Origin of the sequence: Pantoea agglomerans NBRC 102470, from assembly GCF_001598475.1 — a bacterium.
In the GTDB taxonomy this organism is placed as follows: Bacteria; Pseudomonadota; Gammaproteobacteria; order Enterobacterales; family Enterobacteriaceae; genus Pantoea; species Pantoea agglomerans.
This window is the reverse complement of the sequence record NZ_BCZA01000013.1, coordinates 23,069-50,046: the sequence shown is the minus strand read 5'-3', so window position 1 is coordinate 50,046 and position 26,978 is coordinate 23,069. Positions and strand designations below refer to the sequence as shown.

The 26,978-nt window shown below is 53.6% G+C and carries 29 protein-coding genes; 21 read left to right on the top strand and 8 right to left on the bottom strand.

Translation table 11 applies throughout. From position 1 onward, the window contains the following. Positions 1–5: 5 nt before the first annotated feature. From waaA to coaD, 3 genes are read left to right on the top strand one after another with little or no spacing between them, the layout of a single operon-like run. The gene (gene waaA / locus PAG01S_RS20125; protein ID WP_010258275.1) at positions 6–1,280 is read left to right on the top strand and encodes a lipid IV(A) 3-deoxy-D-manno-octulosonic acid transferase; all 1,275 of its coding nucleotides are present in this window, start codon (positions 6–8) and stop codon (positions 1,278–1,280) included. Beyond that, positions 1,280–2,056, top strand: a complete 777-nt coding sequence (locus PAG01S_RS20120; RefSeq protein WP_062759631.1) for a glycosyltransferase family 2 protein — start codon at positions 1,280–1,282, stop codon at positions 2,054–2,056. Before waaA ends, PAG01S_RS20120 begins: the two co-directional genes overlap by 1 nt. Continuing rightward, entirely contained in the window at positions 2,053–2,532 is a 480-nt protein-coding gene (coaD, locus tag PAG01S_RS20115; RefSeq protein ID WP_010258279.1) for a pantetheine-phosphate adenylyltransferase, read from the top strand. Before PAG01S_RS20120 ends, coaD begins: the two co-directional genes overlap by 4 nt. Here the strand turns inward: coaD and mutM are convergent. The 4 genes from mutM to radC all read right to left on the bottom strand — a co-directional run bounded on the left by mutM (position 2,529) and on the right by radC (position 4,729). Further along, on the bottom strand, positions 2,529–3,338 hold the full coding sequence (gene mutM / locus PAG01S_RS20110; protein ID WP_062759630.1) for a bifunctional DNA-formamidopyrimidine glycosylase/DNA-(apurinic or apyrimidinic site) lyase: 810 nt from the start codon (positions 3,336–3,338) through the stop codon (positions 2,529–2,531). The genes coaD and mutM overlap by 4 nt on opposite strands. 69 nt (positions 3,339–3,407) lie before the next feature. Further along, on the bottom strand, positions 3,408–3,575 hold the full coding sequence (rpmG, locus tag PAG01S_RS20105) for a 50S ribosomal protein L33 (protein WP_003024094.1): 168 nt from the start codon (positions 3,573–3,575) through the stop codon (positions 3,408–3,410). 19 nt (positions 3,576–3,594) lie between these two features. Beyond that, positions 3,595–3,831: a 50S ribosomal protein L28 gene (rpmB, locus tag PAG01S_RS20100; protein WP_006121249.1), complete on the bottom strand. Its 237-nt coding sequence runs from the start codon at positions 3,829–3,831 to the stop codon at positions 3,595–3,597. Positions 3,832–4,072: 241 nt separating this feature from the next. Further along, the gene (radC, locus tag PAG01S_RS20095; protein WP_010258361.1) at positions 4,073–4,729 is read right to left on the bottom strand and encodes a RadC family protein; all 657 of its coding nucleotides are present in this window, start codon (positions 4,727–4,729) and stop codon (positions 4,073–4,075) included. Between the two features lie 180 nt (positions 4,730–4,909). Here radC and coaBC point away from each other — a divergent pair, with 180 nt between their 5' ends. From coaBC to slmA, 3 genes are all read left to right on the top strand, one after another. Next, positions 4,910–6,130, top strand: coding sequence for a bifunctional phosphopantothenoylcysteine decarboxylase/phosphopantothenate--cysteine ligase CoaBC (coaBC, locus tag PAG01S_RS20090; protein WP_062759629.1), 1,221 nt, complete (start codon positions 4,910–4,912; stop codon positions 6,128–6,130). Beyond that, complete coding sequence (gene dut, locus PAG01S_RS20085; RefSeq protein ID WP_022624903.1) at positions 6,108–6,566, top strand: dUTP diphosphatase; 459 nt, start codon at positions 6,108–6,110, stop codon at positions 6,564–6,566. The genes coaBC and dut overlap by 23 nt, the downstream gene beginning before the upstream one ends. 120 nt (positions 6,567–6,686) lie before the next feature. Further along, positions 6,687–7,283, top strand: coding sequence for a nucleoid occlusion factor SlmA (slmA, locus tag PAG01S_RS20080; RefSeq protein WP_010258372.1), 597 nt, complete (start codon positions 6,687–6,689; stop codon positions 7,281–7,283). A 35-nt stretch (positions 7,284–7,318) separates the two neighbouring features. Here slmA and pyrE read toward each other — a convergent pair whose 3' ends face one another. Then, positions 7,319–7,960: an orotate phosphoribosyltransferase gene (gene pyrE / locus PAG01S_RS20075; protein ID WP_031591887.1), complete on the bottom strand. Its 642-nt coding sequence runs from the start codon at positions 7,958–7,960 to the stop codon at positions 7,319–7,321. A gap of 49 nt (positions 7,961–8,009) precedes the next feature. After that, entirely contained in the window at positions 8,010–8,726 is a 717-nt protein-coding gene (gene rph / locus PAG01S_RS20070) for a ribonuclease PH (protein ID WP_010258378.1), read from the bottom strand. 150 nt (positions 8,727–8,876) lie between these two features. Here rph and PAG01S_RS20065 point away from each other — a divergent pair, with 150 nt between their 5' ends. Continuing rightward, complete coding sequence (locus PAG01S_RS20065) at positions 8,877–10,061, top strand: NupC/NupG family nucleoside CNT transporter (protein ID WP_031591888.1); 1,185 nt, start codon at positions 8,877–8,879, stop codon at positions 10,059–10,061. A gap of 38 nt (positions 10,062–10,099) precedes the next feature. Here PAG01S_RS20065 and PAG01S_RS20060 read toward each other — a convergent pair whose 3' ends face one another. Next, positions 10,100–10,525, bottom strand: coding sequence for a DUF3574 domain-containing protein (locus PAG01S_RS20060; protein WP_010672099.1), 426 nt, complete (start codon positions 10,523–10,525; stop codon positions 10,100–10,102). Between the two features lie 155 nt (positions 10,526–10,680). On the opposite strand from PAG01S_RS20060, the gene PAG01S_RS20055 reads away from it, so the two are divergent. The 9 genes from PAG01S_RS20055 (at position 10,681) to PAG01S_RS20015 (ending at position 19,150) form a co-directional block, all read left to right on the top strand. Next, positions 10,681–11,544: a YicC/YloC family endoribonuclease gene (locus PAG01S_RS20055; RefSeq protein ID WP_010258384.1), complete on the top strand. Its 864-nt coding sequence runs from the start codon at positions 10,681–10,683 to the stop codon at positions 11,542–11,544. A gap of 449 nt (positions 11,545–11,993) precedes the next feature. Next, positions 11,994–12,806, top strand: a complete 813-nt coding sequence (locus PAG01S_RS20050) for a DUF3289 family protein (RefSeq protein WP_062759628.1) — start codon at positions 11,994–11,996, stop codon at positions 12,804–12,806. Then, positions 12,806–13,294 (top strand): DUF943 family protein, encoded by a 489-nt coding sequence (locus PAG01S_RS20045; RefSeq protein WP_062759627.1) that lies wholly within the window; start codon positions 12,806–12,808, stop codon positions 13,292–13,294. The genes PAG01S_RS20050 and PAG01S_RS20045 overlap by 1 nt, the downstream gene beginning before the upstream one ends. 555 nt (positions 13,295–13,849) lie before the next feature. Further along, positions 13,850–14,773 (top strand): kdo(2)-lipid IV(A) palmitoleoyltransferase, encoded by a 924-nt coding sequence (lpxP, locus tag PAG01S_RS20040; RefSeq protein ID WP_022624898.1) that lies wholly within the window; start codon positions 13,850–13,852, stop codon positions 14,771–14,773. 234 nt (positions 14,774–15,007) lie between these two features. Then, a complete protein-coding gene (locus tag PAG01S_RS20035) occupies positions 15,008–16,141 on the top strand; it encodes an alanine racemase (RefSeq protein WP_245006267.1) in 1,134 nt (377 codons plus the stop codon). Positions 16,142–16,277: 136 nt separating this feature from the next. Beyond that, complete coding sequence (locus PAG01S_RS20030; RefSeq protein ID WP_010258391.1) at positions 16,278–16,673, top strand: hypothetical protein; 396 nt, start codon at positions 16,278–16,280, stop codon at positions 16,671–16,673. A 434-nt stretch (positions 16,674–17,107) separates the two neighbouring features. Further along, on the top strand, positions 17,108–17,308 hold the full coding sequence (locus tag PAG01S_RS20025; RefSeq protein ID WP_033766533.1) for a hypothetical protein: 201 nt from the start codon (positions 17,108–17,110) through the stop codon (positions 17,306–17,308). A 146-nt stretch (positions 17,309–17,454) separates the two neighbouring features. Then, entirely contained in the window at positions 17,455–18,099 is a 645-nt protein-coding gene (locus PAG01S_RS20020) for an oligosaccharide flippase family protein (protein WP_045139517.1), read from the top strand. A 433-nt stretch (positions 18,100–18,532) separates the two neighbouring features. Then, on the top strand, positions 18,533–19,150 hold the full coding sequence (locus PAG01S_RS20015; RefSeq protein ID WP_010258398.1) for a trimeric intracellular cation channel family protein: 618 nt from the start codon (positions 18,533–18,535) through the stop codon (positions 19,148–19,150). Here PAG01S_RS20015 and ligB read toward each other — a convergent pair. Further along, positions 19,088–20,839 carry an NAD-dependent DNA ligase LigB gene (gene ligB / locus PAG01S_RS20010; protein ID WP_062759625.1) on the bottom strand — a complete coding sequence of 584 codons (1,752 nt, stop codon included), beginning with the start codon at positions 20,837–20,839 and terminating at the stop codon, positions 19,088–19,090. The genes PAG01S_RS20015 and ligB overlap by 63 nt on opposite strands. 239 nt (positions 20,840–21,078) lie before the next feature. Here ligB and gmk point away from each other — a divergent pair, with 239 nt between their 5' ends. Genes gmk through recG form a run of 5 tightly spaced genes read left to right on the top strand, consistent with a single transcriptional unit; the run spans position 21,079 to position 26,937 of the window. After that, on the top strand, positions 21,079–21,702 hold the full coding sequence (gmk, locus tag PAG01S_RS20005; RefSeq protein WP_010258405.1) for a guanylate kinase: 624 nt from the start codon (positions 21,079–21,081) through the stop codon (positions 21,700–21,702). A gap of 54 nt (positions 21,703–21,756) precedes the next feature. Beyond that, positions 21,757–22,032 carry a DNA-directed RNA polymerase subunit omega gene (gene rpoZ, locus PAG01S_RS20000; RefSeq protein WP_003851346.1) on the top strand — a complete coding sequence of 92 codons (276 nt, stop codon included), beginning with the start codon at positions 21,757–21,759 and terminating at the stop codon, positions 22,030–22,032. Between the two features lie 20 nt (positions 22,033–22,052). Beyond that, complete coding sequence (gene spoT, locus PAG01S_RS19995) at positions 22,053–24,161, top strand: bifunctional GTP diphosphokinase/guanosine-3',5'-bis pyrophosphate 3'-pyrophosphohydrolase (protein WP_010258411.1); 2,109 nt, start codon at positions 22,053–22,055, stop codon at positions 24,159–24,161. 2 nt (positions 24,162–24,163) lie between these two features. Next, positions 24,164–24,862, top strand: a complete 699-nt coding sequence (gene trmH, locus PAG01S_RS19990; protein ID WP_010258414.1) for a tRNA (guanosine(18)-2'-O)-methyltransferase TrmH — start codon at positions 24,164–24,166, stop codon at positions 24,860–24,862. After that, a complete protein-coding gene (gene recG, locus PAG01S_RS19985; protein WP_010258417.1) occupies positions 24,859–26,937 on the top strand; it encodes an ATP-dependent DNA helicase RecG in 2,079 nt (692 codons plus the stop codon). Before trmH ends, recG begins: the two co-directional genes overlap by 4 nt. Positions 26,938–26,978: the final 41 nt, after the last annotated feature.

Genomic DNA, 26,978 nt, shown 5'->3' with positions numbered 1-26,978 from the left:
TAACTATGACGACCTTTTACACCGCATTGCTCTACTTAATTCAGCCACTGATTTGGCTGCGCCTGTGGCTGCGCGGTCGTAAAGCGCCTGCCTATCGCAAACGCTGGGCAGAACGCTATGGCTATTGTGTCGGCAAAGTTAAGCCCGACGGCATTGTGCTGCACTCGGTCTCTGTGGGTGAAACCCTGGCCGCGATCCCGCTGGTGCGTGCTCTGCGTCATCGTTACCCGACCCTGCCGATTACCGTCACCACCATGACGCCTACCGGCTCTGAACGCGCGCAATCTGCATTTGGCAAAGATGTGCATCACGTCTATCTGCCTTATGATCTGCCGGGTTCGATTAATCGTTTTCTGGATACGGTCAACCCACGCCTGGTGATCATCATGGAAACCGAGCTGTGGCCGAATATTATCCGCATTCTGCACCAGCGTAATATTCCGCTGGTGATCGCCAATGCCCGCCTCTCGGCCCGATCGGCCAAAGGCTACCGCAAGCTGGGTAAATTCATGCGCCGGCTGTTGCAGAGCATCACGCTTATCGCGGCGCAGAATGCGGAAGATGGCGACCGTTTCCTGAGCCTGGGCCTGAAACGTTCTCAACTAACGATTACCGGCAGCCTGAAGTTTGATATTTCCGTGACGCCAGAACTGGCCGCCAGAGCGGTGACGCTGCGTCGTCAGTGGGCGCCGCGCCGTCCGGTGTGGATCGCCACCAGCACGCACGAAGGTGAAGAGGCCATTGTGCTGGATGCCCATCGCCGCCTGCTGCAGACCTTCCCGGATCTGCTGCTGATTCTGGTGCCCCGCCATCCCGAGCGTTTTAACGATGCCCGTGAACTGACGCAGGAACGCGGCTTCAGTTTTATCCTGCGCAGCAGCGGCGAGATCCCGTCTGGCTCAACGCAGGTGGTCATCGGAGATTCAATGGGCGAACTGATGCTGCTATACGGCATTGCCGATCTGGCCTTTGTCGGCGGCAGCCTGGTTGAACGGGGTGGACACAACCCGCTGGAGCCTGCTGCCCATGCGCTTCCGGTTCTGATGGGACCCCATATCTGGAACTTCAAAGATATCTGCAGCAAGTTGCAGGAAGGCCAGGGGCTGATCACCGTCACCGACGTGATTTCGCTGGAAAAAGAGGTCACCAACCTGTTACAGGATGATGATTACCGCCGTTATTACGGACGTCATGCGGTAGACGTGCTGCACCAGAATCAGGGTGCGCTACAGCGTCTGCTACAGTTACTCGAACCGCATCTGCCACCACGGGCCCACTAATGTCAGCACGCCAACGTCTTTCCGTGGTGATGATCGCCAAAAACGAAGCGGAACTGCTGCCTGAATGCCTGGCCTCGGTCAGCTGGGCCGATGAAATTATCGTGCTGGACTCAGGCAGCCATGACAACAGTGTCGAGATCGCCACGCAGGCTGGGGCGAAGGTCTACCTCAATGATGACTGGCAGGGCTATGGTATCCAGCGCCAGCGCGCGCAGCACTATGCCACCGGCGACATGATTCTGATGATCGATGCGGATGAACGCGTGACACCTGAACTGCGCGCCGCGATTGAGCAGGTGCTGGTCGCGCCACCCAGCCGTACGGTTTATAGCCTGGGCCGCAGTAATCTGTTTCTCGGCCGCTTTATGCGCCATAGCGGCTGGTATCCTGACCGCGTCATGCGACTCTATCCACGCACCTTCCGCTACAATGACAATCTGGTGCATGAATCACTGCAGAGTGACGGCGCGAAGGTGGTGGCATTACCCGGCGATCTGCAGCATCTGACCTGCCGCGATTTAATCGCCTTTCAGCGCAAGCAGCTGGCTTATGCCGAAGCCTGGGCTACGGAACGCCATCGGCGCGGTAAGCGTTGCAGCCTGTTTTCTCTGTTCAGCCATACGCTGGGCGCGTTTATGAAAACCCTGCTGCTGCGTGCCGGTTTTCTCGACGGAAAGCAGGGCTGGATTCTGGCGGTGGTCAATGCGCAATATACCTTCAATAAATATTCAGCCCTCTGGGCGCTGAATCATGCTTCGGCAAAAGGGCGAGTATGATCACGAAAGCCATCTATCCCGGAACGTTTGATCCTGTGACGCTCGGCCATCTCGACATCGTGACGCGGGCAGCGCAGATGTTTGATCAGGTCATTCTGGCCGTTGCTGCCAGCCCCAGCAAAAAACCAATGTTCAGCCTGGATGAGCGCGTGGCGCTGGCCGGTGAAGTGATAGCCCATCTGCCCAACGTTGAGGTGGTCGGATTCAGCGACCTGATGGCGAATTTCGCCCGTGACCAGCAGGCGAATGTGCTGGTTCGTGGCTTGCGTGCGGTGTCAGACTTTGAATATGAAATGCAGCTGGCGCAGATGAATCGTCACCTGCTGCCAACGCTGGAGAGTGTTTTCCTGATGCCGTCTGAAGGCTTCTCGTTTATCTCATCTTCGCTGGTCAAAGAGGTGGCGCGTCACGGCGGCGATGTGACCGCCTTCCTGCCCGCGCCGGTGCATCAGGCATTGCTGGCTAAACTGGCTTAATGCTGGCAGTTCGGGCACCAGTAGGTGCTGCGCTGCCCGTGTCTGCCGCTGACAATCGGCGTACCGCATGCCCGGCAGGGTTCGCCTGCCCGCCCATAAACCTGTAACTGCTGTGCAAAATAGCCGGGTTTACCGTCGGTCTGTAAGAAGTCACGCAGTGTGGTTCCGCCCTGCTCAATGGAGCGTAACAGCACCGCTTTGATGGTATTGACCAGCAGTTCCGCTTCGGCCTGCGACAGACTGCTGGCAGCACGATCGGGAATGATCCCGGCGGTAAACAGTGACTCGCTGGCGTAAATGTTGCCCACGCCCACCACCACTTTGTTATCCATAAGCCACTGCTTGATGAGCGTCCGCTTGCCGCGTGACTTCTCAAACAGGTAAGCGCCGTCAAACTCCTCGCTAAGCGGCTCCGGCCCGAGATGTGCCAGCACGCTGCTGCCCGCCAGATCGCTGCTCCAGAGCCAGGCACCAAAGCGGCGCGGGTCGGTGTAGCGCAGCACTTTGCCGTTGCTCATGACCAGATCAACATGGTCATGCTTCGCCGCTGGCAGCTCTTCTGACAGCACGCGCAGGCTACCGGACATGCCAAGGTGGATAATGATCCAGCCATGCGGCAGCTCCAGCAGCAGATATTTCGCCCGGCGCTGCACACTGAGCACCGGCTGATCGCTCAGCGCCAGGATCTCCTGCGAAACAGGCCACCGCAAACGTGAATTACGCACCACGGCGTGAAGGATGGTTTCACCGACCAAATGCGGTTCGATACCGCGACGGCTGGTTTCAACCTCTGGCAACTCTGGCATACCCTCTCCTCAGCGTTTTACACAAACAAAAAACCCGGCCGGAGCCGGGTTTTTAGCAGAACACTAAAATTACTTAATTTTAGCTTCTTTGTAGAGCACATGCTGACGTACAACCGGATCGAACTTTTTCAGTTCCAGCTTCTCTGGTTTAGTACGTTTGTTCTTCGTGGTGGTATAGAAGTGACCTGTACCAGCAGAGGAAACCAGCTTGATCTTCTCACGAATACCTTTAGCCATGATTCAGTTCCTTAGTACCTTAGTACTTCTCACCACGGGCACGCATATCGGCTAACACCGTATCAATGCCCTTTTTATCAATAATACGCATACCTTTAACAGATACACGCAGAGTAACGAAGCGCTTCTCGCTCTCAACCCAAAAACGGTGTGAGTGCAGGTTCGGAAGGAAACGGCGTTTCGTCGCGTTCATTGCGTGGGAACGGTTGTTACCCGTCACCGGACGCTTTCCAGTTACCTGGCAGACTCGTGACATGTCAATATCTCCAAAAATCAAATCAGCTCGAGCTTTAAAAATTAGGTTTGGGCCGCCTCGTCAGGCTTGCAGCCCGCCAGGCGAATTCCATGGAACCCGCTAAGCTGGCCTAACCGCCAAACCCGAGATTCTCAAAGGTGGCGTAGTATACGCCGCTCAGCCCAAGTGCTCAAGTCCCGAACAGATAAAGATCCCGAATGATCGGGCAAAAAGCCGCCACCTGGCGTGAAATTTCCCCCTGTCAGAGCCATCCCCGCTCGGCAAAGGAGACATATTCGCCATGACCAATCACCAGATGATCGAGCAGACGGATGTCGAGTAGCTGGCAGGCTTCGCTGACTTTATGGGTCACTTCACGGTCTGCACGGCTCGGCTCCGCCATGCCCGACGGGTGATTATGCGCCAGTATCAGAGCGGCAGCATTGAGCTTCAGCGCTTCCCGGACAATCTCGCGGGGGTGAACTTCCACGCTGTTAATGGAACCAGAGAACATATTTTGTGCCCGCAGCACCCGATGCTGATTATCAAGAAACAGTGCCATGAAGATCTCACGCTCCTGATGGGCTAACAGACTTTGCAGATACTGGCGCGTGATTTGTGGATTTTCCATTGCGCTTTCGCGGGCCAGCTTACTGGCGAAAAAACGCTTCGCCAGTTCGGCAATCGCATGAAGCTGTGCCAGCTTGGCATCGCCGACCCCTTTGATTTCACCGAATGCCGCTTTGTCTGACGTCATGAGCTGATAAAGCGAGCCAAAACCGTCCAGCATCTGTCCGGCCAGCTCCAGGACGTTCTGTCCAGGCGATCCGGTACGGAGAAAAATGGCCAGTAGTTCAGTATCGCTGAGGGCATGCGCACCCAGCTTCCGGAGTTTTTCCCGTGGTCCCTTTATTTTCATGTCCGCTCTCCCTGAGATGAGCCTCAGCATGGCCCATCATGAAGAGTGCAGCTATCAGTGAAGCTGCAATCTACGAGACGGCTCGCAAACGCAGTCAGTGAAAAGGCGCATCCGCGCTTTTGTGATAAAGTCCGTGCATTCGCCGCCGCGAGCGGCAGAGAGCTTAGTGAGGCCAACATCATGATGGGATTAGCCGGCAAAAAAATTCTTCTTGGCATGAGCGGCGGTATTGCTGCTTATAAAGCACCTGAGCTGGTGCGCCGCCTGCGCGATCGCGGTGCTGATGTCCGCGTGATGATGACAGAGGGTGCGAAAGCATTTATTACTCCGCTCAGCCTGCAGGCTGTCTCCGGCTATCCGGTATTTGACGATCTGCTTGATCCGGCAGCGGAGGCGGCGATGGGTCATATTGAACTGGCAAAATGGGCCGATCTTATTGTGCTGGCACCGGCCACTGCTGACCTGATTGCCCGTATTACTGCCGGTATGGCAAACGATCTGGTGACGACCGCCGTGTTAGCGACGGCCTCACCCGTGGCAGTGGTGCCCGCTATGAATCAGCAGATGTATCGTGCGGCGGTGACCCAGCATAACCTGCAGAGCCTGCAGGCGCGTGGCATGCTGATTTGGGGACCGGACAGCGGCAGCCAGGCCTGCGGCGATGTCGGGCCGGGCCGGATGCTCGACCCGCTGGTGATTGTTGACCATGCGGTGCAGTGGGCCTCGCCCGTCAACGATCTGCAACATCTCAACATTATGATTACCGCCGGTCCTACCCGTGAGGCGCTGGACCCGGTGCGCTACATCACTAACCACAGCTCCGGCAAAATGGGCTTTGCTATTGCCGCCGCCGCCGCCAGACGCGGTGCACAGGTCACGCTGGTCAGCGGCCCGGTCACCCTGTCTGCGCCAGCGGGTGTGCGGCGAATTGATGTGACCAGCGCGCTGGAGATGCAGGCCGCCGTCATGAGTGAGATAGATAAACAACATATTTTCATTGCAAGCGCAGCCGTGGCAGACTACCGGGCAGCCGATATTGCGGCCGATAAAATCAAGAAACAGGGCGGCGATGATAACGTCACGCTGAACCTGGTAAAGAATCCCGATATTGTTGCCGGCGTCGCTGCACTTCAGGAAAACCGGCCGTTCGTCGTTGGATTTGCTGCTGAAACACAGAATGTGGAAGAATACGCCCGGCAAAAACGGGTGCGCAAGAATCTGGATCTGATCTGCGCTAACGACGTCGCTAAAGCCGGACAGGGGTTTAATAGCGACACCAATGCTCTTCACCTTTTTTGGCAGGATGGAGAAAAACGCTTACCGCTCAGCGATAAGTCACTCCTTGGCCAACAATTAATAGACGAGATTGTCAGCCGTTATGATGAAAAAAATAGACGTTAAAATCCTGGATCCGCGCGTCGGCAAAGAGTTTCCACTGCCGACCTACGCGACTTCAGGTTCCGCTGGGTTAGATTTACGCGCCTGCATTGATGATGTTCTCGACATCGCACCAGGCACCACAACGCTTGTTCCGACCGGCCTGGCGATTCATATTGCCGACCCCGATCTGGCCGCTGTGATCCTGCCGCGCTCAGGCCTTGGCCATAAACATGGCATCGTGCTGGGCAACCTGGTGGGTCTGATTGACTCCGACTATCAGGGACAGCTGATGGTCTCGGTCTGGAATCGCGGCCAGGAAAGCTTCTCGCTGCAGCCCGGCGATCGCATGGCACAACTGGTCTTTGTACCGGTGGTGCAGGCGGAATTTAACCTGGTCGAAGATTTCGACGCCAGCCTGCGCGGCGAAGGCGGCTTCGGCCACTCCGGTCGCCAGTAACCCGCATTACCGACTTTCACTTACGCCCGTTATTTTTTCCTCATCGCCACAGGACGCGTTCCTGTGGCAGATGCGTAGGTGTTGCCTGTTTTTAGGTGAATTTCAGGGGTCTTTAAGGTCATGGCAGAAAAAAAAGTCGCGAAGCGGAATCGTCGCGAAGAGATTTTGCAGGCGCTGGCGCAGATGCTGGAGTCGGGTGATGGCAGCCAGCGCATTACCACAGCCAAACTGGCAGCCACGGTGGGCGTTTCCGAAGCGGCGCTGTATCGTCACTTCCCGAGTAAGACACGAATGTTCGATAGCCTGATTGAGTTTATCGAAGACAGTCTGATTACCCGCATCAATCTGATCCTCAAGGATGAAAAAGAGACCATGACGCGTCTGCGTCTGATCGTGCAACTGATTCTGGGATTTGGTGAGCGTAATCCGGGACTGACGCGCATTCTGACCGGCCATGCATTGATGTTTGAGCAGGACCGACTGCAGGGACGCATCAATCAGCTGTTTGAGCGGATTGAAGTGCAGCTGCGACAGGTGATGCGGGAACGGAAAATGCGCGAGGGCGAAGCCTTTCAGGCTGATGAGGCGCTGCTGGCAAGTCAGTTGCTGGCTTTCTGTGAGGGTTTACTGTCACGGTATGTTCGTTCTGAATTTCGTTTCAGTCCTACCGCAGACTTTGAGGCTCGCTGGCCGCTGATTGCCGCCCAGCTGGCGTAAAGCGTAAAAGAAGGCGGGCATTGCGCCCGCCTCTGTTAAATCCCGTACGCTTTCTGATAGGCACGTACCTGGGCCAGATGATCGGCCATCTCAGGCTTCTCTTCCAGCCAGGCAATCAGATCTGCCAGCGTTATAATCGCGGTCACTTTGCAGCCGTAATCACGTTCCACTTCCTGAATCGCCGACATTTCTCCGCGTCCACGCTCCTGACGATCAAGCGAGACCAGCACGCCTGCCAGAGTGGCGTTGTGCGCACCGATAATATCCATCGACTCACGAATCGCGGTGCCTGCGGTGATCACATCGTCCACCAGCATCACTTTGCCCTGCAGCGGACTGCCAACCAGCAGGCCACCTTCGCCGTGATCTTTCGCTTCTTTACGGTTAAAGCAGTAAGGCACATCGCGGTCATGATGATCCGCCAGCGCCACCGCCGTGGTGGTGGCAATCGGAATGCCTTTATAGGCCGGGCCGAACAGCAGATCAAAATCAACAGCGCCATCCACCAGCGCCTGCGCGTAGAAGCGTCCCAGCAGCGCTAAATCCCGTCCGCTGTTAAACAGACCAGCATTAAAGAAATAGGGGCTTTTACGCCCGGACTTCAAAGTGAACTCACCGAACTTCAGCACCTGCTTGTTCAGGGCAAATTCAATAAACTGACGCTGCCAGGCTTTCATTTCTCACTCCTCAAATAAAGAAAAGGCGACTCTGAGGTCGCCTGTTACATCAATTTTCCAGCGCTGCTTTCTGCGCCTGAATTAATTCCTCAATTCCGCCCCGAGCCAGCGCCAGTAGCGTCAGCAACTCTTCATGGCTGAACGGTTCGCCTTCGGCAGTGCCCTGCACCTCGATCATGCGGCCATCTTCCAGCATCACGACGTTCATGTCGGTTTCTGCGGCTGAGTCTTCAACATACTCCAGATCGCACAGCGCTTCGCCTTTGACGATGCCCACTGAAATCGCCGCGACCATGCCCTTCATCGGGTTCGCTTTCAGTTTACCGCTGGCCACCAGCTTGTTCAGCGCATCAGCCAGCGCCACGCAGGCTCCGGTGATTGATGCGGTGCGAGTGCCGCCATCGGCCTGGATCACGTCACAGTCGAGCGTAATGGTAAATTCACCCAGCGCTTTAAGATCAACCGCGGCGCGCAGTGAACGGGCGATCAGACGCTGAATCTCCAGCGTACGTCCGCCCTGCTTGCCTTTTGCGGCTTCACGCGCCATACGGCTGTGGGTCGAACGCGGCAGCATGCCATATTCGGCCGTTACCCAACCCTGGCCCTGGCCTTTGAGGAAACGCGGAACCCCTTCGTCTACCGAGGCAGTGCAAAGCACTTTCGTTTCGCCGAATTCCACCAGAACGGAACCCTCTGCGTGTTTGGTGTAATTGCGGGTCAATGTGACTGGACGCACCTGTTGTGCGCTACGGCCTGCTGGACGCATGGGTATTCTCCGGCTTGCTAATGATTGGCTGCGCATTATACGGACTTCCTTGTCCGCTGTCTCTTACGCTGGTCTGACGCAGGCATCAGATGAAATTCCCCGCCAGCTGTGGCTAAATGCGCGTTCCTTTCTCTCTGATAAAAAAGACATATGGCCGCCATTCTTCATTTCCTGCTGGCGCTGGTGGTGATCTTCGCCCTTGCGCTGCTGGTCAGTCATGACCGTAAACAGATTCGCCTGCGCTTTATTATTCAACTGATTGTGGTGGAAGCCGCGCTGGGTTGGTTCTTCCTTCACTCTGCCGGAGGTCTGGCGCTGGTCGGTTCGTTCGCCGGTTTCTTTGAGACGCTGCTGGGTTTTGCCGCACAAGGCACGGAGTTCGTGTTTGGCGGAATGAGCAAACAGGGGCTGGCATTTATCTTCCTTGGCGTGCTCTGCCCGATTGTCTTTATTTCGGCACTGATCGGCATATTGCAGCACTGGCGCATCCTGCCGCTGCTGATCCGTATTTTCGGGACGCTGCTGTCGAAGATTAACGGCATGGGCAAGCTGGAGTCGTTCAACGCCGTCAGCACGCTGATTCTTGGACAGTCGGAAAACTTCATCGCTTATAAAGGGATTCTGGGTGATATCCCGCCGCGCCGGCTCTACACCATGGCAGCGACCGCGATGTCTACCGTTTCGCTGTCGATTGTCGGTGCTTATATGTCGATGATCGAACCGAAGTATGTGGTTGCGGCACTGCTGCTTAACATGTTCAGCACCTTTATTATCCTGTCGATCATCAACCCGATGAAAAGCCAGGATGAGCAGCCTATCGCGCTGGATAAACTGCATGAAGAGCAGAGCTTCTTTGAGATGCTGGGCGAATACATCCTGGCAGGCTTCAAAGTCGCGATGATTATTCTGGCCATGCTGATTGGCTTTATTGCGCTGATTGCTGCCGTCAACGCGCTGTTTGCGGCGGTGTTCGGCTACAGCTTCCAGCAACTGCTCGGCTACCTGTTCTATCCTCTGGCCTGGCTGATTGGCATTCCCAAAGCCGATGCCCTGCAGGCGGCCAGCATCATGGCAACCAAACTGGTGGCGAATGAGTTTGTGGCGATGATTGAACTGCAGAAAGTCGCGGCGGGCATGAGTGCGCGTGGACTGGGTATTCTGTCGGTGTTCCTGGTCTCGTTCGCTAACTTTGCCTCTATCGGCATTGTGGCAGGCGCAATAAAAGGCCTGAATGAGAAACAGGGAAATGTGGTTTCCCGTTTTGGCTGGAAGCTGGTCTATGGCTCCACGCTGGTCAGTCTGCTCTCCGCAGCCTTTGCTGGTCTGTTTATCTGATTATTCAACGGGCGGCAGTTCTGCCGCCCGCTTTCGCCTTAGAATCCGACGCAGACGGGTGCATCCACCCGCATAACCGACTCCTGACCAAACCGTTTTTTATAGAGGCTACGTAACGCCTCAATATCAACGTTGGTGGCGGGGTCGATCCCGTGGATCAGCATCAACGCCTTACTGTTCTCCCGTGCCAGCTGACCGTTCTCGCCCAGCCATTGCCCTTTGGCATCATAGACCGACAGGCCCGCTTTAAACCGTGGCGTGACCTCATTATCCACGAAGTTCATCCAGTCGAGTGAACTCACCCTGCCGCCATCAGGCTTGCTCAGTCCAAACCACAACGTGGTCTGCATCATCATGTCGCCACCCGCACAGATAGGTTGCGGTTTAGTGGGCGGCGAGTGGCGTGCCTGGCAACCTGCCAGCAGCAGAGCCATCACAACAGGAAGGGCAATAACGCGAGACATAGATCAGTCATCCTCACAAAGGGTCAATGGTCATCATAAGTGGCTGTCGCTGAAAGCGGAAATGGTTCGTTATTTTCCTGTGCGACGCTTATGCCTGTTATGCCGTGGCTCGCCTCGCTATACTTCACCCATCTTTCCGCAAATGAGTACCGCTTATGATCCGCAGTATGACCGCTTATGCCCGCAGCGAAGCCAAAGGCGAATGGGGCAGCGCCGCCTGGGAGCTGCGTTCCGTGAACCAGCGTTATCTGGAAACCTACATCCGCCTGCCGGAACAGTTTCGTGGGCTGGAGCCGGTTATCCGCGAGCGCATTCGCCAGCGTCTGACGCGCGGTAAAATTGAGTGCAACCTCCGTTATGATGCCGATCCCAGCGCACAGGGCGAACTGATGCTCAACGAAACGCTGGCGAAACAGCTGGTGCAGGCTGCCAACTGGGTAAAAATGCAGAGCGACGAAGGCGCGATTAATCCGCTGGATATTCTGCGCTGGCCGGGTGTGATGTCTGCGCAGGAACAGGATCTGGATGCCATCAACACCCAGTTGTTGCAGGCACTGGATGGTGCGCTTGATGACTTTATTGCGGCACGCGAAAGCGAAGGTACCGCCCTGAAAGCGATGATTGAGCAGCGTCTGGAAGGCGTCTCGCAGGAAGTCAGCAAAGTGCGCGCGCAGATGCCTGAGGTGATCAAATGGCAGCGTGAGCGGCTGGTCGCCAAACTGGAAGATGCTGAAGTCCAGCTGGAAAACAATCGCCTTGAGCAGGAACTGGTGATGATGGCGCAGCGTGTTGACGTTTCTGAAGAGCTGGATCGTCTGGATGCGCACGTTAAAGAGACTTACAACATCCTGAAAAAGAAAGAAGCAGTTGGCCGCCGTCTCGACTTTATGATGCAGGAGTTCAATCGTGAGTCGAACACGCTGGCTTCGAAGTCGATCAACGCCGAAATCACTACGTCAGCTATTGAACTGAAGGTGCTGATTGAGCAGATGCGCGAGCAGATTCAGAATATCGAGTAAGTTTTCACACCTGCACAGAACATCCCACAAGCCCATGTTAAATGGGCTTTTTTACTTTTCCATGATGCCCATATTCCCCTGTCAATGTTCACTGGTTTTGGGAGTAAAGTGGGGAACTCGTCTGCTTAACCAGCTATAAATGAATAGTCAGAATGGTGTAGTCCTGAGTCAGGTTTAACAGGTCAGTTATATGGGTAACATTTTTTCCTGTGAGGTCAGGGATAGTCATTGGTCATAATAAAAGGTGGGACTTACACGCCTTCACTTTTCCGACCATGCCGTTTAGTATTACATCAGTCTGCTTAATACCTGCAACTGGTAGTTATATGAGCAGGGCTGTAACAAAGAAGCATTCGATTTTACAGATATGTCGATATTAAAATAATTTAGCATTCGATTAATTACATGATTTTTTCAGGATGAAACATTAATATCACAAGGAAGTCATCATGCCAGCATTGAAGTTTCCTGCCACCATTTTTCAAACGAAGCACAAGTTTAACGATTACAGCACTGATGATATGAAGTGCGGAGATTTTACTGAAAAACAGCTAAGAAGTGATTTAGGCCTGGCTGATGTTTCAAATGTCGTCGATCCCTGGACTGGAAAGGAAGTATCAATATTTAACGCCTTCCAGGATACCCGTCAAAAATCCAGAACGGAAATGGCTGAACTTCTTTTCAATGAGTTTCTTCGTCTTTCTATGCCTGCATATTACCTTGGGCAACATCAAATATTCAACAATCTCGTAAAGCATCTTTATCACGGTAACGGAAAAAGCTATTCCAGTCCCTTTCTTGATAGTGCATATAAGACGCTAATATTAGGTGGTCAAACATCGCCACTCTCACCACTTACAATAATCAAATCTTCATTAGATAAAATTATTGTTGATGGACAAAAAAGCTTATCAGTTACAGATAAACATTTAATAACACAAGCTATAGGCAATTCAATACTTCCTAAGTTTAACCGTTGGGCCGACAGTTTCAATGGATTAGGTATGTCGATACATGATATTCATGCTACAAATATACTGATAAACCAGCTCGATATAACTGATAATGGTTATATCGCAAAAATAACTTTTACAGGGCAGGATCATTTCGGTCTCGATAAAACTGACATCCAGAATCCTAAATTTCATTTTATCAGAGCCTTTCGTATATGGTTTATCCTTCAAAGATGGGAATACTTTGCTTTTAAGCCTTTTTTAACCAACATGAAAGCTGAGTTTCAAATAAATAGCAGGAGAAAGTAATGCGAATTAAAAAGATTATTATTTTTATTGTGGCATTGGCAATGTTACTATTGTTTTACGTAAGCTTCTTTAGTTCTCCAAAGGTGCTTGCAATTCATGGTTCTGAAGCTAATAAAGAATTATTAGTTAAAAATATCCCTTTCACTGATAGCGATAAAATCGAGTGGTGGGATAATAATGGAGTTAAAACCATCTCTTCCCCTGAAACTTACAATGTTTCAATCTGGAAGTTTGATGGGAAGTATCAAAAGCTCGCTCCCAGGAACTCAGATGTTTTTCCAGACCATGATACTGATTACTTATTATGCTTCGACGACATGAAAACAGAAGAAAATTGTATAGACAAGTCAACCTGGATCATGGAAGTCACTAAGACAAAGGATGGTTACACTTACTACCGTCTTGATGGCGAGTCTTACTATCGAAAACCTTCTGGTGAACTGGTCAAAGGTGAAAGATTTACGACAACCATCAAGCCAGTAAGCTGATGAGCTTGTAGCTATGCTCATTGGATAGTGGATTGATGGGCAGAATAGTAAACCCTCATAAAAATCAAAGTAAAATACTGATTTTTATAAGATTTACTCAAAATCATCATTCATATTCAGAATATCGAGTAATATCCACTCAACAAAGCGCTCGCAGTAGCGCTTTGTTCCCCTCTCAGGCGCTGTCAGCACTTAAAGGGTTAGCTCCTTCCGCGAATTGATCGCTTTTTCAGCGCGGCCAGCATCAGAATCAGGTAAAGATAAATAAATAATCATTTCCAGACTGTTCCTGAAACGGCCTCGCTTACAATTAAAGCTTCTTTCAGGCTTAGATTAATTATTTGAAAAATAATGATTTTATCGGGTTAATGTACTTTTATAGCCGGTATTAACGCCTCTCCATGAAACAGGTCAATCCTGTAGATGCCGGAGTTTCCCTTTCTTTGAAGGCACTTTTTGATAAAATGTTGGTCGAAATCAGTACAGCTGTACCGCCTTAAGACTCATGGAAGTGCTCTTTGTGCGATGCATCCCTCTATCCCATGAAGGTTGTTAATGAAAAACACCGGAAAATTTAGCAGTTCGCTGCTGCATCCGCGTTATTGGTTTACCTGGTTTGGCCTTGGCGTACTCTGGCTGCTGGTCCAGCTCCCCTATCCTGTTCTTATGCGTCTCGGTGCCGGTGCCGGCAAAATCTCTCGCCATTTCCTGCAGCGCCGCGAGCGTATTACCCGTCGTAACATCGAACTCTGCTTTCCGGGCATCAGCGAAGAAAAAACAGAACATATGATTGCCGGCAATTTCGCGTCGCTTGGGATGGCGCTGGCTGAAACCGGTATTGCCTGGTTCTGGTCTGACCGTGCGGTAAGACGTCTGTTTAAAGTGTCGGGAATGGAAAACCTGCATGCCGCGCAGAAAGAAAAGCGAGGCGTGATGCTGATTGGTGTACATTTCATGTCACTGGAGCTGGGCGGCCGCATCAGCGGACTCTGTCAGCCAATGATGGCGATGTATCGCCCACACAATAACCAGGCGATGGAGTATGTGCAGACTAAAGGCCGGATGCGCTCAAATAAAGCGATGATCGACCGTCGTGATCTACGCGGTATGGTTAATGCCCTGAAACAGGGTGAATCGGTCTGGTTTGCGCCTGACCAGGATTACGGCCCTAAAGGCAGCACCTTTGCGCCGCTGTTTGCGGTGGAAAAAGCCGCCACGACTAACGGGACTTTTGTTCTGTCGCGTCTGGCGAAGCCAGCGATGGTGCCGATTATGCTGATTCGTAATCCAGGAAATGATGGCTACCATTTGATCATCGAACCGATGCTGGAAAATTATCCTCATACGGACGAGGCTGCTGCTGCAGCTTATATGAACAAAGTAATCGAAAATCAGATCCTTCGCGCACCCGAACAGTACCTTTGGCTGCATCGTCGCTTCAAAACCCGGCCACCGGGTGAAAAGTCGCTCTACGTCTGAGTTAACTGATAAAGCAGGCCTCGCGCCTGCTTTGTTGTTTTAATCTGCTGTACGACTTCTGCTTTACGTCCACTCTCTCATCCCCGTTTGCTGTGCTCTCATACTGCCTCTGCCGTTATAGCTACCCCTGCAGCTTCTGCTGTTCAGCACACCTGTCTGCGTCCGGCAGGCTGGTATCAAAGAGATAATTAAGGAATGATGAATCCTCTTACCTCGTCAATGCCGGACAATCTTATGGATACACAGCAGTGGCAGCGTCCGCTGATTGATGATCGCCTTACGCCCTATATTGAAGTGGATGCAGAGCGCCTGGAGCAGAACCTGCAGCATATGAAGCGCAAAGCCAGTGCGGCAGGCGTCGCGCTGCGACCCCATATCAAAACGCATAAAAGCGTCTGGATTGCGCAGCGTCAGATCGCGTCCGGTGCACAGGGTGTGACCGTCTCTAAGCCCAGCGAAGGCATCAGCTTTATTCAGGGCGGTGTTCGTGATCTGCTATTAGCCTACCCGATTGTGCAACCGCAAAGCGTGGCTGAATTGCTGCGCCACGCTGTGCTTCATCAGGCAAAGCTCACCCTGATTGCGGACAGACTGCAGGGCGTGGCGGCTATTGCTGATGCCTGCCAGCAGCAACCGGAATGCGACCTGGCGGTAGCGATTAAGGTTGATGTTGGATTACATCGGATAGGTGTCAATCCTGATACAGATGAAGCGGTGCTGATTGCTCAGGCGCTGCAGGACAAAGGGTTACGCTTTGCCGGATTAGTGTCACATGCTGGCCACGCTTATGGTGCCGGGAATGCCGCGGCCATTGCGGATGTCGCCCGGCAGGAAACGGTATTGATGCAGCGAGTACAGGCAAAACTGCAGGCGGCTGGTTTTACCGACTGCCCTCTCTCTGTGGGTTCAACGCCTACGGCGCTGGCAGCAGAGATTGCACCCTGCATGAATGAAATCCGGCCCGGAAACTATGCACTACTGGACCTAACCGCCTGCCGTCTCGGATTAACTCACGTCGATCAGCTGGCAATGAGCGTCATTACCCGTGTCGTGGCGGTGAACGATCATTTCGCGATTGTGGATGCCGGGTCAAAAATGCTGAGTTCGGATAAAGGGCCACACGGCACCAATGCCAGCGGCTTTGGTGTGGCAGCCGACGAAGCGGGTCAGACTTATGAAGTGACAAAATTATCTGAGGAGCACGGTTTTCTGCTTTATCAGGATCGCCGCCCTGAAGTCGGCACGCTGCTGCGTATCTTCCCTAATCACAGTTGTGCCGTGATGGCGCAGTCGGACGGCTTTGTTCTGCGGCACGCTAACGGCCATAGCGAAGATCATGTGGTTTCTGCGCGCGGCAATTTCATCTGAGTCAGTGGCAGACAGCATCATCCGTTGTCTGCCATTTGTACGAAACCCTTTCAACACCACACTTCTGCTGTTACAACGTTTTAACAAGCCTGGCCCCATGCTTTAATGCTTTTTTAGCTTATTCACCGGAGGTTACATGCTCTCCTCTCGCACTCTGAGCCTGACGATTCCACGTCACTGGTTAGATCTTTATGAAACCATCTGGAAACCGGAGTTTTTCCCAAAGTGGGCTTCCGGGCTGACGCACAGCGCGTTAGAACCCGATGGCAATCGCTGGCGTGCTAAAGGCCCCCAGGGCAATGTGAAGATCCGGTTCTCGCCACATAATCCGTTTGGGGTAATGGATCACTGGATTGATAGCGGCTCAGGAAAGGAGATCTACGTACCGATGCGCGTGATAGCAAACGAACAGGGCGCCGAGGTGATGGTAACGGTTTATCGCCAGCCATTTACTTCAGATGAGAAATTTAAGCAGGATATTGAATGGGTTAGCAACGATCTTGAGAAACTCAACCAGCTTCTTACACAATAAATCAATGACTTAGCGCGCCTTTTTCTCTGCATTTATCACTGGCCGTTAATGAAAAAAAATAGAAAAACTTTCGACGATAAAGCATAAAGCGCTTATCTGATTACTCATCATCCTTACGCATTTATCACCAACCCTGCTTAAGCATCGCTGCCAGGAAAAATCCTGGCAAAATCCTCTGAAAGGCAGGCGACCCCCTCTGATTTCGGGCCTCCTGGTTTGCCGCACAAACAATTTCTGACTGACCCATACATTAATCATTAACAATCGTTTATTAGCAATCTGCTGGGGATTTAATATTTATCATGCATAAAGTGAAACCATTTATTTCTGCGGTCGCGTAATCAGACTTTTCTTATGGTGTTAAATTAAATAAAACAATGTATAAATCATTCCACACACAGCAATACCCATAATGATAAAGCAGGAAAAAAGTCATGGACCGCTCAACGTATCCTTTGTTATCAGAAAAAGAATGCGTTGAGATTGCCGCAAGGATGCTGGCAGGAGAATATAAAACTACAACAGGATTTATTCGTGATCTGGCGGAATTCTTATTCGCTGCAGGGAATTCCGCCATGACACGAAACAGCGATTTTACCAGGGATATCTTTTTTATCCAGGCATCATTTGATTGAACCCATAATAACATGGCAAGCCTGTAAAGCGTTTTCAGGACTTCGGCCGGAAAAATTGCACTAACTAACGGTGTTACAGCAACCTCTCCTTGCCGTTACACAACTATTTAATTCTCACAGAGTCGATGGACTCTAACGAGTATATTATGGCAATACGTGAAAGCAGTCTGAATGGCGCAAAATGGTCTCTGCTCTCTTCAATCAAAATTATTGGCATCGGCGTATTACAACTCTCGTTGCTGGCGCAGATTCTGCAGGCGAATGAGCTCAATCTGCTGGCGATCGCCGTGATAGCTTTACTGGCTATCGATACTCTGGCCGATCGGGGCTTCTCAAATACGCTGATCCGCCGCTCGCTTCTCTCTATCAATGACCTCTCCACGATCTACTGGGGTAATATGTTGATGGGGGTCGCGGTGTTTGGTCTGTTATTTACTGGCAGCCATCTGCTGACCAGCCTTTTTGATCAGCCTGAACTGGCATTAATGCTGCAGATGGTCTCAGTGGTGTTTATTATCATCCCACAGGGTCAGCATTACCGTGCGATATTACAGCGCGAAAAACAATATACCCGTATCGCTTTTGCTGAAACCTCCTCGGTATTAGCCGGGCTTGCCGTCACCTTATTTACCGTCTGGCTGACCCCTTCAGTATTGTGTGCGATCTGGGGTTACCTGGCGATGGCATCCATTCGTATGCTGATTTATTGCTACTACGGTCGTTCATGGTTCCAGCCGGAATACCGTTTTAGCCTGAATGCATTTTCTAAAATTCGTGCAAGAAACAAATAATAAAATAAGTCTGTATGGTGGGCTCTGAGCATCCGAAACGATGCGTTGGCGTGCTGTTAACCAGCACGCCTTTTCTTTTTATTTAGTCTGTCGCAATATTTACCTGATCGATTCTTTTCCCGCAGCATCCAGCCCTTTTTTATCTCCTGTATAAACTGGTTTTCGACCAGCGGCTATCTGGCGATCGTCGTCAGTTCACCGCCCGCCCTGGGTCGGAAAACCCCGCGCCGGAACGCGCAAACCCTCTGTACGTTGTTTCCTTTCAACTTTTTCAATCACCTGCCGCAGTCCCTTCGCAAAAAAGTCTTTCTATGATGACGCCAGCGCTGGCTGGTATAAACTGCGCTCATCCCGGACGCCGATCGCCAGAAAAGCTCAGTCGCCGTCTCTCAGGCAATGCCGTAGTCTTGCCGCCGTCTTACTGGAGTCTGCTATGTTACTGACCGTTCTCTACATTATTGGTATTACTGCTGAAGCCATGACGGGTGCGCTGGCGGCGGGACGTCGCAAAATGGATCTGTTCGGTGTCATCATTATCGCGTCCGTGACCGCCATTGGTGGCGGTTCGGTGCGCGACATCCTGCTGGGTCACTATCCGCTGGGCTGGGTGAAACATCCCGAATACATCATGATTGTTGCAGCAGCAGCGGTAGTGACCACTTTCCTGGCACCCCTGATGACGCATCTGCGCAAAGTGTTTCTGGTGCTCGATGCGTTAGGACTGGTGGTCTTTTCTATTATCGGCGCGCAGGTTGCGCTCGATTCAGGACACGCCATGATTATTGCCGCGATAAGTGCGGTCATTACCGGCGTCTTTGGCGGCGTACTGCGTGACATGTTCTGTAATCGCATTCCGCTGGTGTTTCAGAAGGAACTCTACGCCGGTATCGCTTTCGCCTCTGGCTGGATGTATATCCTGCTGCTGAAAACCACACTGGCGCATGAAGCGGTGATTATCATTACCCTGCTGTTCGGATTCTTCGCGCGTTTACTGGCGCTGCGCTTCCGTCTTGGTTTGCCGATTTTCAACTATCCCCATCCCGAGCATTGAGGATGCGGGAATTCCCTGCTGTCTCAGGAAAGCGATCAGCGCCTGCAGGCGGTCATCATGGAACTGCGTAACCAGGCGCTTTGCCAGCGCCGCCCCGACACCCGGTAAAGCTTGCCAGTCCCTGACATCCCGCTGCGTTAAGCTCTCCCACTGCTGATCGGGCAGCGCATTGAGGGCCTTCCGCGGCAGTGAAACACCTAAGGCATCCACCCAGCGACGAAGCGGCTGCTGACGGGTGAGATTAAAACGGTGCCAGAGCTGACCCGCCCGCTCCCGAGAGAGGCCCGTTGCGGCGGCGATCTGTTCCGGTGTTAACGTCAGCCAGCCGAACAGGTGCGTCATACTGCCGGTTTCCAGTAAGTGCAGCCAGGTGCTGCGCTCAACGCCAGGAATATTCAGCACCGTTTTCTGACTGAGCCAGCGTAATTTTGCCAGTAGCTGCTTCTGGCATTCAGCGCTGAAGGTGTAACAACTCAGCGGCGTGTAGCGCGACGCGTCGGGAGGCTGAGGATAGTGCCGCTCTGCCACGCGCCAGATCACCCGCTCCAGCCGGGGAATGCCCTGGCCTGCCAGACTCAGTGTGATGACATCTCCCGCCACGATATCGCTCTCCTGCCAGCGACGCAGCGATCCAACATTGACCCGCCTGACCGTCTTATCATCCAGCTGTACCGGCTGCAGATTAAGTACCGCGGCTATCTTCCCGGTTCGGCCGACTGGAAAATCGACGGAGAGCACTTCAGCGCTGACTTCCGGAGGCTGATATTTCCAGGCAACGGCCCATGTTCCCTCTCCAGGCAACCAGTTTTTGCCCGCAGGTCGCAGGCTCTGATGAACGACGACACCGTCAGTGACAAAGGGCAGCGCAGCATGAAACCAGCGCTCCCGCCACGCTGCAACCTCCTCTTCGTCTTTAACGCTGTGGCTCCATTTTGCGGCAACGCCCAGTCCCCAGCGGCTGAGTTGCTGAAGGCGTTCCGTCATCGTGGCGGGGCCATCTGGCCAGGCCCAGATAAAAATATCGAGCGAGTCCAGCAGAGGAACCCGCTGCTTGCTCATCATGGCGCCTGCTACCTGTGAGCGCGCATTCCTGCCGCCATCAACCGCCTGCTGATGACCGGTCATCGACAGATACAGCTCACCCTGCAGCACAACCTCTTCAAGTCCGGTCTCGATCTGCAGCGGAATCGCAGGGATCCAGGCGGCTTTAGCCAGCCACTCTTCACCGCGTAATCCATCACCACGACTCAACAGTGAAACCAGTCTGCCGTGGCGATAAACCAGGGAAACGGCAATGCCATCCACTTTCGGCTGCACCCAGAGATCGTGCCGCCCCTGCATCCAGTAAGCCAGGGCCAGCTTGTCGCGCATCTTTTTTACGCCCGTGTGGGCGACCGGATGCAGGTGCTCACCCTCACCCGGCAGTTGCGGTACGTAAGCAGGCTGCGGAGGGTTAAAGCAGTGCTGCCAGTGATTCAGTCGCTGCTGCAGACTGTCATAATCTGCATCAGCCACCGGACTCTGCCCCTGACGATAGTAAGCATCATCCCAATGCTGCAGCTGCTGTTGCAGACGACGGATCTCTTCTGTCGCCCGGGTGGGAGTCCAGACCGGACAAAGGGCGCTATGCGCAGGCCATAGGACGATCCACAGAGCAGCCGCAAACAGCGGCCAGCCGTATCCTTTCATGAACTCTCTCCTGACGTTTTGCAGCATTCAATACCGGTGCTTCAGCGTCAGCCAGAGGTGATGTTCAGCTATGGAAGGGATGCCGTCGCAATCAGGGAATAATTACAGTCGTCCGACAGAGATTTGCGCGAAGATGCGCAAAAGTTGGGTGTTGCCGCTGCGCAAACGCTGCGTGGCGGCGGGAAGCTGTGTATACTGTGCAGGAAATCGACTCCGCTTTTAATCAATTCAAGAAAACCATGGCTCAAGGCACGCTCTATATTGTTTCTGCTCCCAGCGGCGCAGGTAAATCCAGCCTGATTCAGGCGCTGTTAAAGACCCAGCCGTTGTATGATACGCAGGTCTCTGTTTCGCACACGACGCGCGGTATGCGTCCGGGTGAAACCCATGGCGAACATTACTTTTTTGTTGAGAAGCATGAATTTGAGCAGATGATCGCGGAAGAGGCTTTCCTCGAACATGCCAAAGTTTTCGACAACTATTACGGTACCTCGCGCCATGCTATTGAGCAGGTGCTGGCAACCGGCGTTGACGTGTTTCTCGACATCGACTGGCAGGGTGCGCAGCAAATTCGCACCAAAATGCCTGGCGCACGCAGCATCTTTGTTTTGCCGCCTTCGAAAGAAGAGCTCGATCGCCGTCTGCGCGGTCGTGGCCAGGACAGCGAAGAGGTGATCACGCGTCGCATGGCTCAGGCGGTAGCGGAAATGAGCCACTACGCCGAGTATGACTATTTAATTGTGAATGATGATTTTGATCTGGCGCTGTCCGATCTGAAAACCATTATTCGCGCAGAACGTCTGCGTATGGCACGTCAGAAGGCGCGTCACGATGCTTTAATCAGCAAACTGTTGGCAGTCTGAATACAGTTTCAGTATGATGCGCAGTCATTTCTTCATCTGTGGAGTAGCACACCTATGGCACGCGTAACCGTTCAGGACGCAGTAGAAAAAGTTGGTAATCGTTTTGACCTGGTGTTGGTCGCTGCACGTCGTGCACGTCAGATGCAGGTAGGCGGCAAAGATCCACTGGTTCCGGAAGAGAACGATAAACCTACCGTTATCGCCCTGCGCGAAATCGAAGAAGGTTTGGTCACCAATCAGATTTTAGATGTGCGTGATCGTCAGGAACAGCAAGAGCAGGAAGCCGCTGAGTTACAGGCCGTTACCGCTATCGCTGAAGGTCGTCGTTAACAGCCACCTGCAGGTCGCCCTTGTATCTGTTTGAAAGCCTCAATCAACTGATTGAAAAATACTTGCCAGAGGAGCAGATCAAGCGCCTTCAGCAAGCCTACCTTGTCGCACGTGATGCCCACGAGGGACAGACACGCTCCAGCGGTGAGCCTTATATCACCCATCCGGTTGCCGTGGCCTGTATTCTGGCGGAAATGAAGCTCGACCATGAAACTCTCATGGCCGCGCTGCTGCATGACGTGATCGAAGATACGCCTGCCACTTACCAGGACATGGAACAACTGTTCGGTAAAAGCGTGGCGGAACTGGTCGAAGGCGTTTCCAAGCTGGATAAGCTGAAATTCCGCGACAAGAAAGAAGCGCAGGCAGAGAACTTCCGCAAGATGATTATGGCGATGGTGCAGGATATCCGCGTCATTCTCATCAAGCTGGCTGACCGCACCCACAATATGCGCACTCTCGGCGCATTACGCCCGGACAAACGTCGCCGCATCGCGCTGGAAACGTTAGAGATTTACAGTCCGCTGGCGCACCGCCTGGGTATTCATCATCTTAAAACAGAGCTGGAAGAGCTCGGTTTTGAGGCCCTCTATCCGAACCGTTATCGGGTCATTAAAGAGGTGGTGAAAGCCGCGCGCGGTAATCGTAAAGAGATGATCCAGAAGATTCTTTCTGAGATCGACGGCCGTTTGCAGGAAGCGGGCATTCCCTGCCGCGTCAGCGGGCGTGAAAAGCATCTTTACTCGATTTACCGCAAAATGACGCTGAAAGAGCAGCGTTTTCACTCGATCATGGATATCTATGCCTTTCGCGTCATCGTGAAAGATCTGGATACCTGCTATCGCGTTCTGGGCCAGATGCACAGTTTGTATAAACCGCGTCCGGGCCGCGTCAAAGATTATATCGCCATCCCCAAAGCGAACGGCTATCAATCGCTCCATACCTCAATGATTGGTCCGCATGGCGTGCCGGTCGAAGTACAGATTCGCACCGAGGATATGGATCAGATGGCGGAAATGGGGGTCGCTGCGCACTGGGCTTATAAACAGGCGGGCGAAAGTGGCACCACCGCACAGATTCGCGCTCAGCGCTGGCTGCAAAGCCTGCTGGAGCTGCAACAGAGTGCGGGCAGTTCGTTTGAATTTATTGAAAGCGTGAAGTCCGATCTCTTTCCCGATGAGATCTACGTCTTTACACCTGAAGGCCGCATTGTTGAGCTGCCAACCGGTGCGACGCCGGTGGACTTCGCTTATGCGGTCCACACCGATATCGGCCATGCCTGCGTTGGCGCACGCGTTGACCGCCAGCCTTATCCGCTGTCGCAAACCCTGACCAGCGGTCAGACGATTGAGATCATCACCGCGCCAGGCGCCCGTCCTAACGCCGCCTGGCTCAACTTTGTCGTCAGCTCCAAAGCCCGCGCAAAAATTCGTCAGCTGCTGAAAAACCTCAAACGCGAAGACTCAGTCAATCTGGGTCGCCGCCTGCTCAGCCATGCGCTGGGCGGCAGCCGTAAACTGGCTGAGATTCCGCCTGAGAATATCAGGCAGGAGCTGGATCGTATGAAGCTGACCTCGCTTGACGATCTGCTGGCAGAAATCGGTCTGGGCAATGCGATGAGCGTGGTGGTGGCGAAGAACCTGTTGCAGGCTGACAGCAACGCCATCAGCAGCAACAGCAAGCGCGGTAAACTGCCGATCAAAGGTGCAGATGGCGTGTTGATTACCTTCGCCAAATGCTGCCGTCCGATTCCCGGTGACCCGATTGTTGCCCATGTCAGTCCCGGCAAAGGGCTGGTGGTGCATCATGAATCCTGTCGGAATATTCGCGGCTACCAGAAAGAGCCTGAAAAATTCATGCCGGTCGAGTGGGATAAAGTCACCGAGCAGGAGTTCGTGGCGGAAATCAAAGTCGACATGTTTAACCATCAGGGTGCACTGGCTAACCTGACGGCGGCAATCAACACGGCCGGTTCCAATATTCAGAGCCTGAATACCGAAGAGCGTGATGGCCGCGTTTACAGCGCCTTTATCCGCCTGACCGCACGTGATCGCGTCCATCTGGCGAATATCATGCGTAAAATTCGCGTGATGCCGGATGTGATCAAAGTCCATCGTAACCGTAATTAGGCATGAACGATCAACGATTTGCCCGGATTCAGGCGATGCTGGCACTGCGCCAGCACGATCTCACGGTCTGTATGGAGCAGGTGCATAAGCCGCACAATGTTTCCGCAGTGATCCGCACGGCGGACGCCGTCGGCATCCACGAAGTGCATGCCGTCTGGCCGAGCCAGCGGATGCGCACTCAGGCTTCCGCATCTGCCGGAAGCAACAGTTGGGTTAAAGTGGTCACCCATCCCACCATCGGCGATGCTGTAAAAAAGCTCAAACAACAGAAGATGCAGGTTTTAGCGACCCATCTCTCTGCCGATGCCGTGGATTTCCGTGAGATCGATTATACCCTTCCGACCTGCATCCTGATGGGCCAGGAAAAAACCGGCATCACCGAAGAAGCGCTGGCGCTGGCCGATCGGCAGATTGTGATTCCGATGGTGGGTATGGTGCAGTCGCTGAATGTCTCGGTCGCCTGCGCGCTGATCCTGTATGAAGCACAGCGGCAGCGGCAGAACGCGGGTCTGTACCTGCGCGACTACAGCCTGCTGGACGAAGATGAGCAGCAACGTCTGTTGTTCGAAGGCGGATTCCCGGTACTGGCGCGGGTCGCAAAACAGAAAGGTTTACCCTATCCGCGCATCAATGCGCAGGGCGAAGTCGACGCCGATCCCAGCTGGTGGGCAACCATGCAATCGACCGGTAAAAGAAGATGAAAGGCCGTCTGCTGGATGCCATCCCGCTCAGTACCCTGACCGGCGTCGGTGCCAGCCAGGCGGCAAAGCTGGCCAAAATTGACCTGCATACCATTCAGGATCTCCTGCTTCATCTCCCGCTACGCTACGAAGATCGTACCCAACTTTATGCCATTGATGATCTGCTGCCCGGTATCTGGGCCACAGTAGAAGGCGAAGTGCTGCACACAGATATCACCTTTGGTCGCCGCCGGATGATGGTGTGCCAGATTAGCGATGGCAGCGGCGTACTGACGATGCGCTTCTTTAATTTCAATGCCGGGATGAAGAACAACCTGTCGCCGGGCCGGCGCGTCACCGCGTATGGTGAAATTAAACGCGGTCAGCGTGGCGCTGAGATTATCCATCCCGAATACCGGATCCAGGGCGAACAGAGCAATGTGACGCTGGAAGAGACCTTAACGCCGGTTTATCCCACCACCGAAGGTATTCGGCAGGCCACGCTGCGTAATCTCACCGATCAGGCACTGACGCTGCTGGAGAGCTGCCCGATTGCCGAACTGCTGCCGCAGGAACTGAGCGGCGGTTTAATCAGCCTGCCAGATGCGCTCCGCACGCTGCATCGTCCACCACCCGATCTAAAACTCAGCGAGCTGGAGAGTGGTCGTCATCCGGCACAACGCAGATTGATTCTGGAAGAGCTGCTGGCACACAACCTCAGCATGCTGGCGGTACGCGCCGGTGCTCAGCGCTATTACGCTTTACCTATGCTTCCCCGGCACAACCTTAGCGACCAGCTGCTGGCAGCGCTGCCCTTTTCACCGACCAATGCGCAGAAACGCGTGGTGGCGGAGATAGAGAAAGATCTGGCAAATGACTTTCCGATGATGCGGCTGGTGCAGGGTGACGTCGGCTCGGGTAAGACACTGGTCGCCGCGCTTTCTGCGCTGAACGTTATCGCACATGGTAAGCAGGTTGCCCTGATGGCGCCGACCGAACTGCTGGCTGAACAGCACGCCAGTAACTTCCGCCAGTGGTTTGCGCCGCTGGGCATTGAAGTGGGCTGGCTGGCCGGAAAACAGAAAGGCAAAGCCCGCCAGGCACAGCAGGAAGCGATAGCCAGCGGTCAGGTGGCGATGGTGGTGGGCACACATGCCCTGTTTCAGGAGCAGGTGCAGTTCAACGGTCTGGCACTGGTCATTATTGATGAGCAGCACCGGTTCGGCGTCCACCAGCGACTGGCGCTGTGGGAGAAAGGTGAGGAGCAGGGCTTCCACCCGCATCAGCTGATCATGACCGCCACACCGATTCCGCGCACCCTGGCGATGACCGCTTATGCCGATCTCGATACCTCAACCATCGATGAGCTGCCGCCGGGACGTACACCGGTGACCACCGTGGCTATCCCCGATACCCGACGCGATGAGATTGTGGCGCGGGTTGAGCATGCCTGCCGCGAAGGGCGTCAGGCCTACTGGGTCTGCACCCTGATTGAAGAGTCAGAATTGCTGGAAGCACAGGCGGCAGAAGCCAGCTGGGAATCCCTGAAAACGGCGCTGCCCGACTTAAACATCGGGCTGGTGCATGGCCGCATGAAACCCGCAGAAAAACAGGCGGTGATGCAGGCGTTTAAAGCGAATGAACTGCAGCTGCTGGTGGCGACGACTGTGATTGAGGTTGGTGTGGACGTGCCGAATGCCAGCCTGATGATCATCGAAAACCCGGAACGGTTAGGGCTGGCACAGCTGCATCAGCTGCGGGGCCGTGTGGGCCGTGGTGCCGTGGCATCACACTGTGTACTGCTCTACAAAGCGCCGCTGAGCAAGACGGCGCAGAAGCGTTTACAGGTGCTGCGCGACAGCAATGACGGCTTCGTCATTGCCCAGTTCGATCTGGAGATTCGCGGGCCGGGTGAACTGCTGGGCACGCGTCAGACCGGCAATGCCGAATTTAAAGTGGCCGACCTGCTGCGCGATGCGGCGATGGTGCCCGAAGTTCAGCGTGTGGCGCGCCACATCCACCAGCACTATCCCGAGCAGGCCAGCGCATTAATTGAACGCTGGCTGCCAGAGAACACCCGTTATACCAACGTCTGAACGCCCCCCTCTGATTCGGCTTTTTTATCCCTGCCGGGCAA

Coding starts and splice junctions, on each gene's coding strand:
- PAG01S_RS20025 (WP_033766533.1), top strand. CDS start 17,108: ATGGACCGCTCAACGTATCCTTTGTTATCAGAAAAAGAATGCGTTGAG.
- PAG01S_RS20045 (WP_062759627.1), top strand. CDS start 12,806: ATGCGAATTAAAAAGATTATTATTTTTATTGTGGCATTGGCAATGTTA.
- slmA (WP_010258372.1), top strand. CDS start 6,687: ATGGCAGAAAAAAAAGTCGCGAAGCGGAATCGTCGCGAAGAGATTTTG.
- PAG01S_RS20055 (WP_010258384.1), top strand. CDS start 10,681: ATGATCCGCAGTATGACCGCTTATGCCCGCAGCGAAGCCAAAGGCGAA.
- pyrE (WP_031591887.1), bottom strand. CDS start 7,960: ATGAAAGCCTGGCAGCGTCAGTTTATTGAATTTGCCCTGAACAAGCAG.
- dut (WP_022624903.1), top strand. CDS start 6,108: ATGATGAAAAAAATAGACGTTAAAATCCTGGATCCGCGCGTCGGCAAA.
- PAG01S_RS20020 (WP_045139517.1), top strand. CDS start 17,455: ATGGCAATACGTGAAAGCAGTCTGAATGGCGCAAAATGGTCTCTGCTC.
- ligB (WP_062759625.1), bottom strand. CDS start 20,839: ATGAAAGGATACGGCTGGCCGCTGTTTGCGGCTGCTCTGTGGATCGTC.
- PAG01S_RS20120 (WP_062759631.1), top strand. CDS start 1,280: ATGTCAGCACGCCAACGTCTTTCCGTGGTGATGATCGCCAAAAACGAA.
- rpmG (WP_003024094.1), bottom strand. CDS start 3,575: ATGGCTAAAGGTATTCGTGAGAAGATCAAGCTGGTTTCCTCTGCTGGT.
- PAG01S_RS20035 (WP_245006267.1), top strand. CDS start 15,008: ATGGATACACAGCAGTGGCAGCGTCCGCTGATTGATGATCGCCTTACG.
- PAG01S_RS20030 (WP_010258391.1), top strand. CDS start 16,278: ATGCTCTCCTCTCGCACTCTGAGCCTGACGATTCCACGTCACTGGTTA.
- coaBC (WP_062759629.1), top strand. CDS start 4,910: ATGATGGGATTAGCCGGCAAAAAAATTCTTCTTGGCATGAGCGGCGGT.
- rpoZ (WP_003851346.1), top strand. CDS start 21,757: ATGGCACGCGTAACCGTTCAGGACGCAGTAGAAAAAGTTGGTAATCGT.
- gmk (WP_010258405.1), top strand. CDS start 21,079: ATGGCTCAAGGCACGCTCTATATTGTTTCTGCTCCCAGCGGCGCAGGT.
- PAG01S_RS20065 (WP_031591888.1), top strand. CDS start 8,877: ATGGCCGCCATTCTTCATTTCCTGCTGGCGCTGGTGGTGATCTTCGCC.
- lpxP (WP_022624898.1), top strand. CDS start 13,850: ATGAAAAACACCGGAAAATTTAGCAGTTCGCTGCTGCATCCGCGTTAT.
- waaA (WP_010258275.1), top strand. CDS start 6: ATGACGACCTTTTACACCGCATTGCTCTACTTAATTCAGCCACTGATT.
- radC (WP_010258361.1), bottom strand. CDS start 4,729: ATGAAAATAAAGGGACCACGGGAAAAACTCCGGAAGCTGGGTGCGCAT.
- PAG01S_RS20015 (WP_010258398.1), top strand. CDS start 18,533: ATGTTACTGACCGTTCTCTACATTATTGGTATTACTGCTGAAGCCATG.
- mutM (WP_062759630.1), bottom strand. CDS start 3,338: ATGCCAGAGTTGCCAGAGGTTGAAACCAGCCGTCGCGGTATCGAACCG.
- PAG01S_RS20050 (WP_062759628.1), top strand. CDS start 11,994: ATGCCAGCATTGAAGTTTCCTGCCACCATTTTTCAAACGAAGCACAAG.
- trmH (WP_010258414.1), top strand. CDS start 24,164: ATGAACGATCAACGATTTGCCCGGATTCAGGCGATGCTGGCACTGCGC.
- coaD (WP_010258279.1), top strand. CDS start 2,053: ATGATCACGAAAGCCATCTATCCCGGAACGTTTGATCCTGTGACGCTC.
- rph (WP_010258378.1), bottom strand. CDS start 8,726: ATGCGTCCAGCAGGCCGTAGCGCACAACAGGTGCGTCCAGTCACATTG.
- rpmB (WP_006121249.1), bottom strand. CDS start 3,831: ATGTCACGAGTCTGCCAGGTAACTGGAAAGCGTCCGGTGACGGGTAAC.
- PAG01S_RS20060 (WP_010672099.1), bottom strand. CDS start 10,525: ATGTCTCGCGTTATTGCCCTTCCTGTTGTGATGGCTCTGCTGCTGGCA.
- recG (WP_010258417.1), top strand. CDS start 24,859: ATGAAAGGCCGTCTGCTGGATGCCATCCCGCTCAGTACCCTGACCGGC.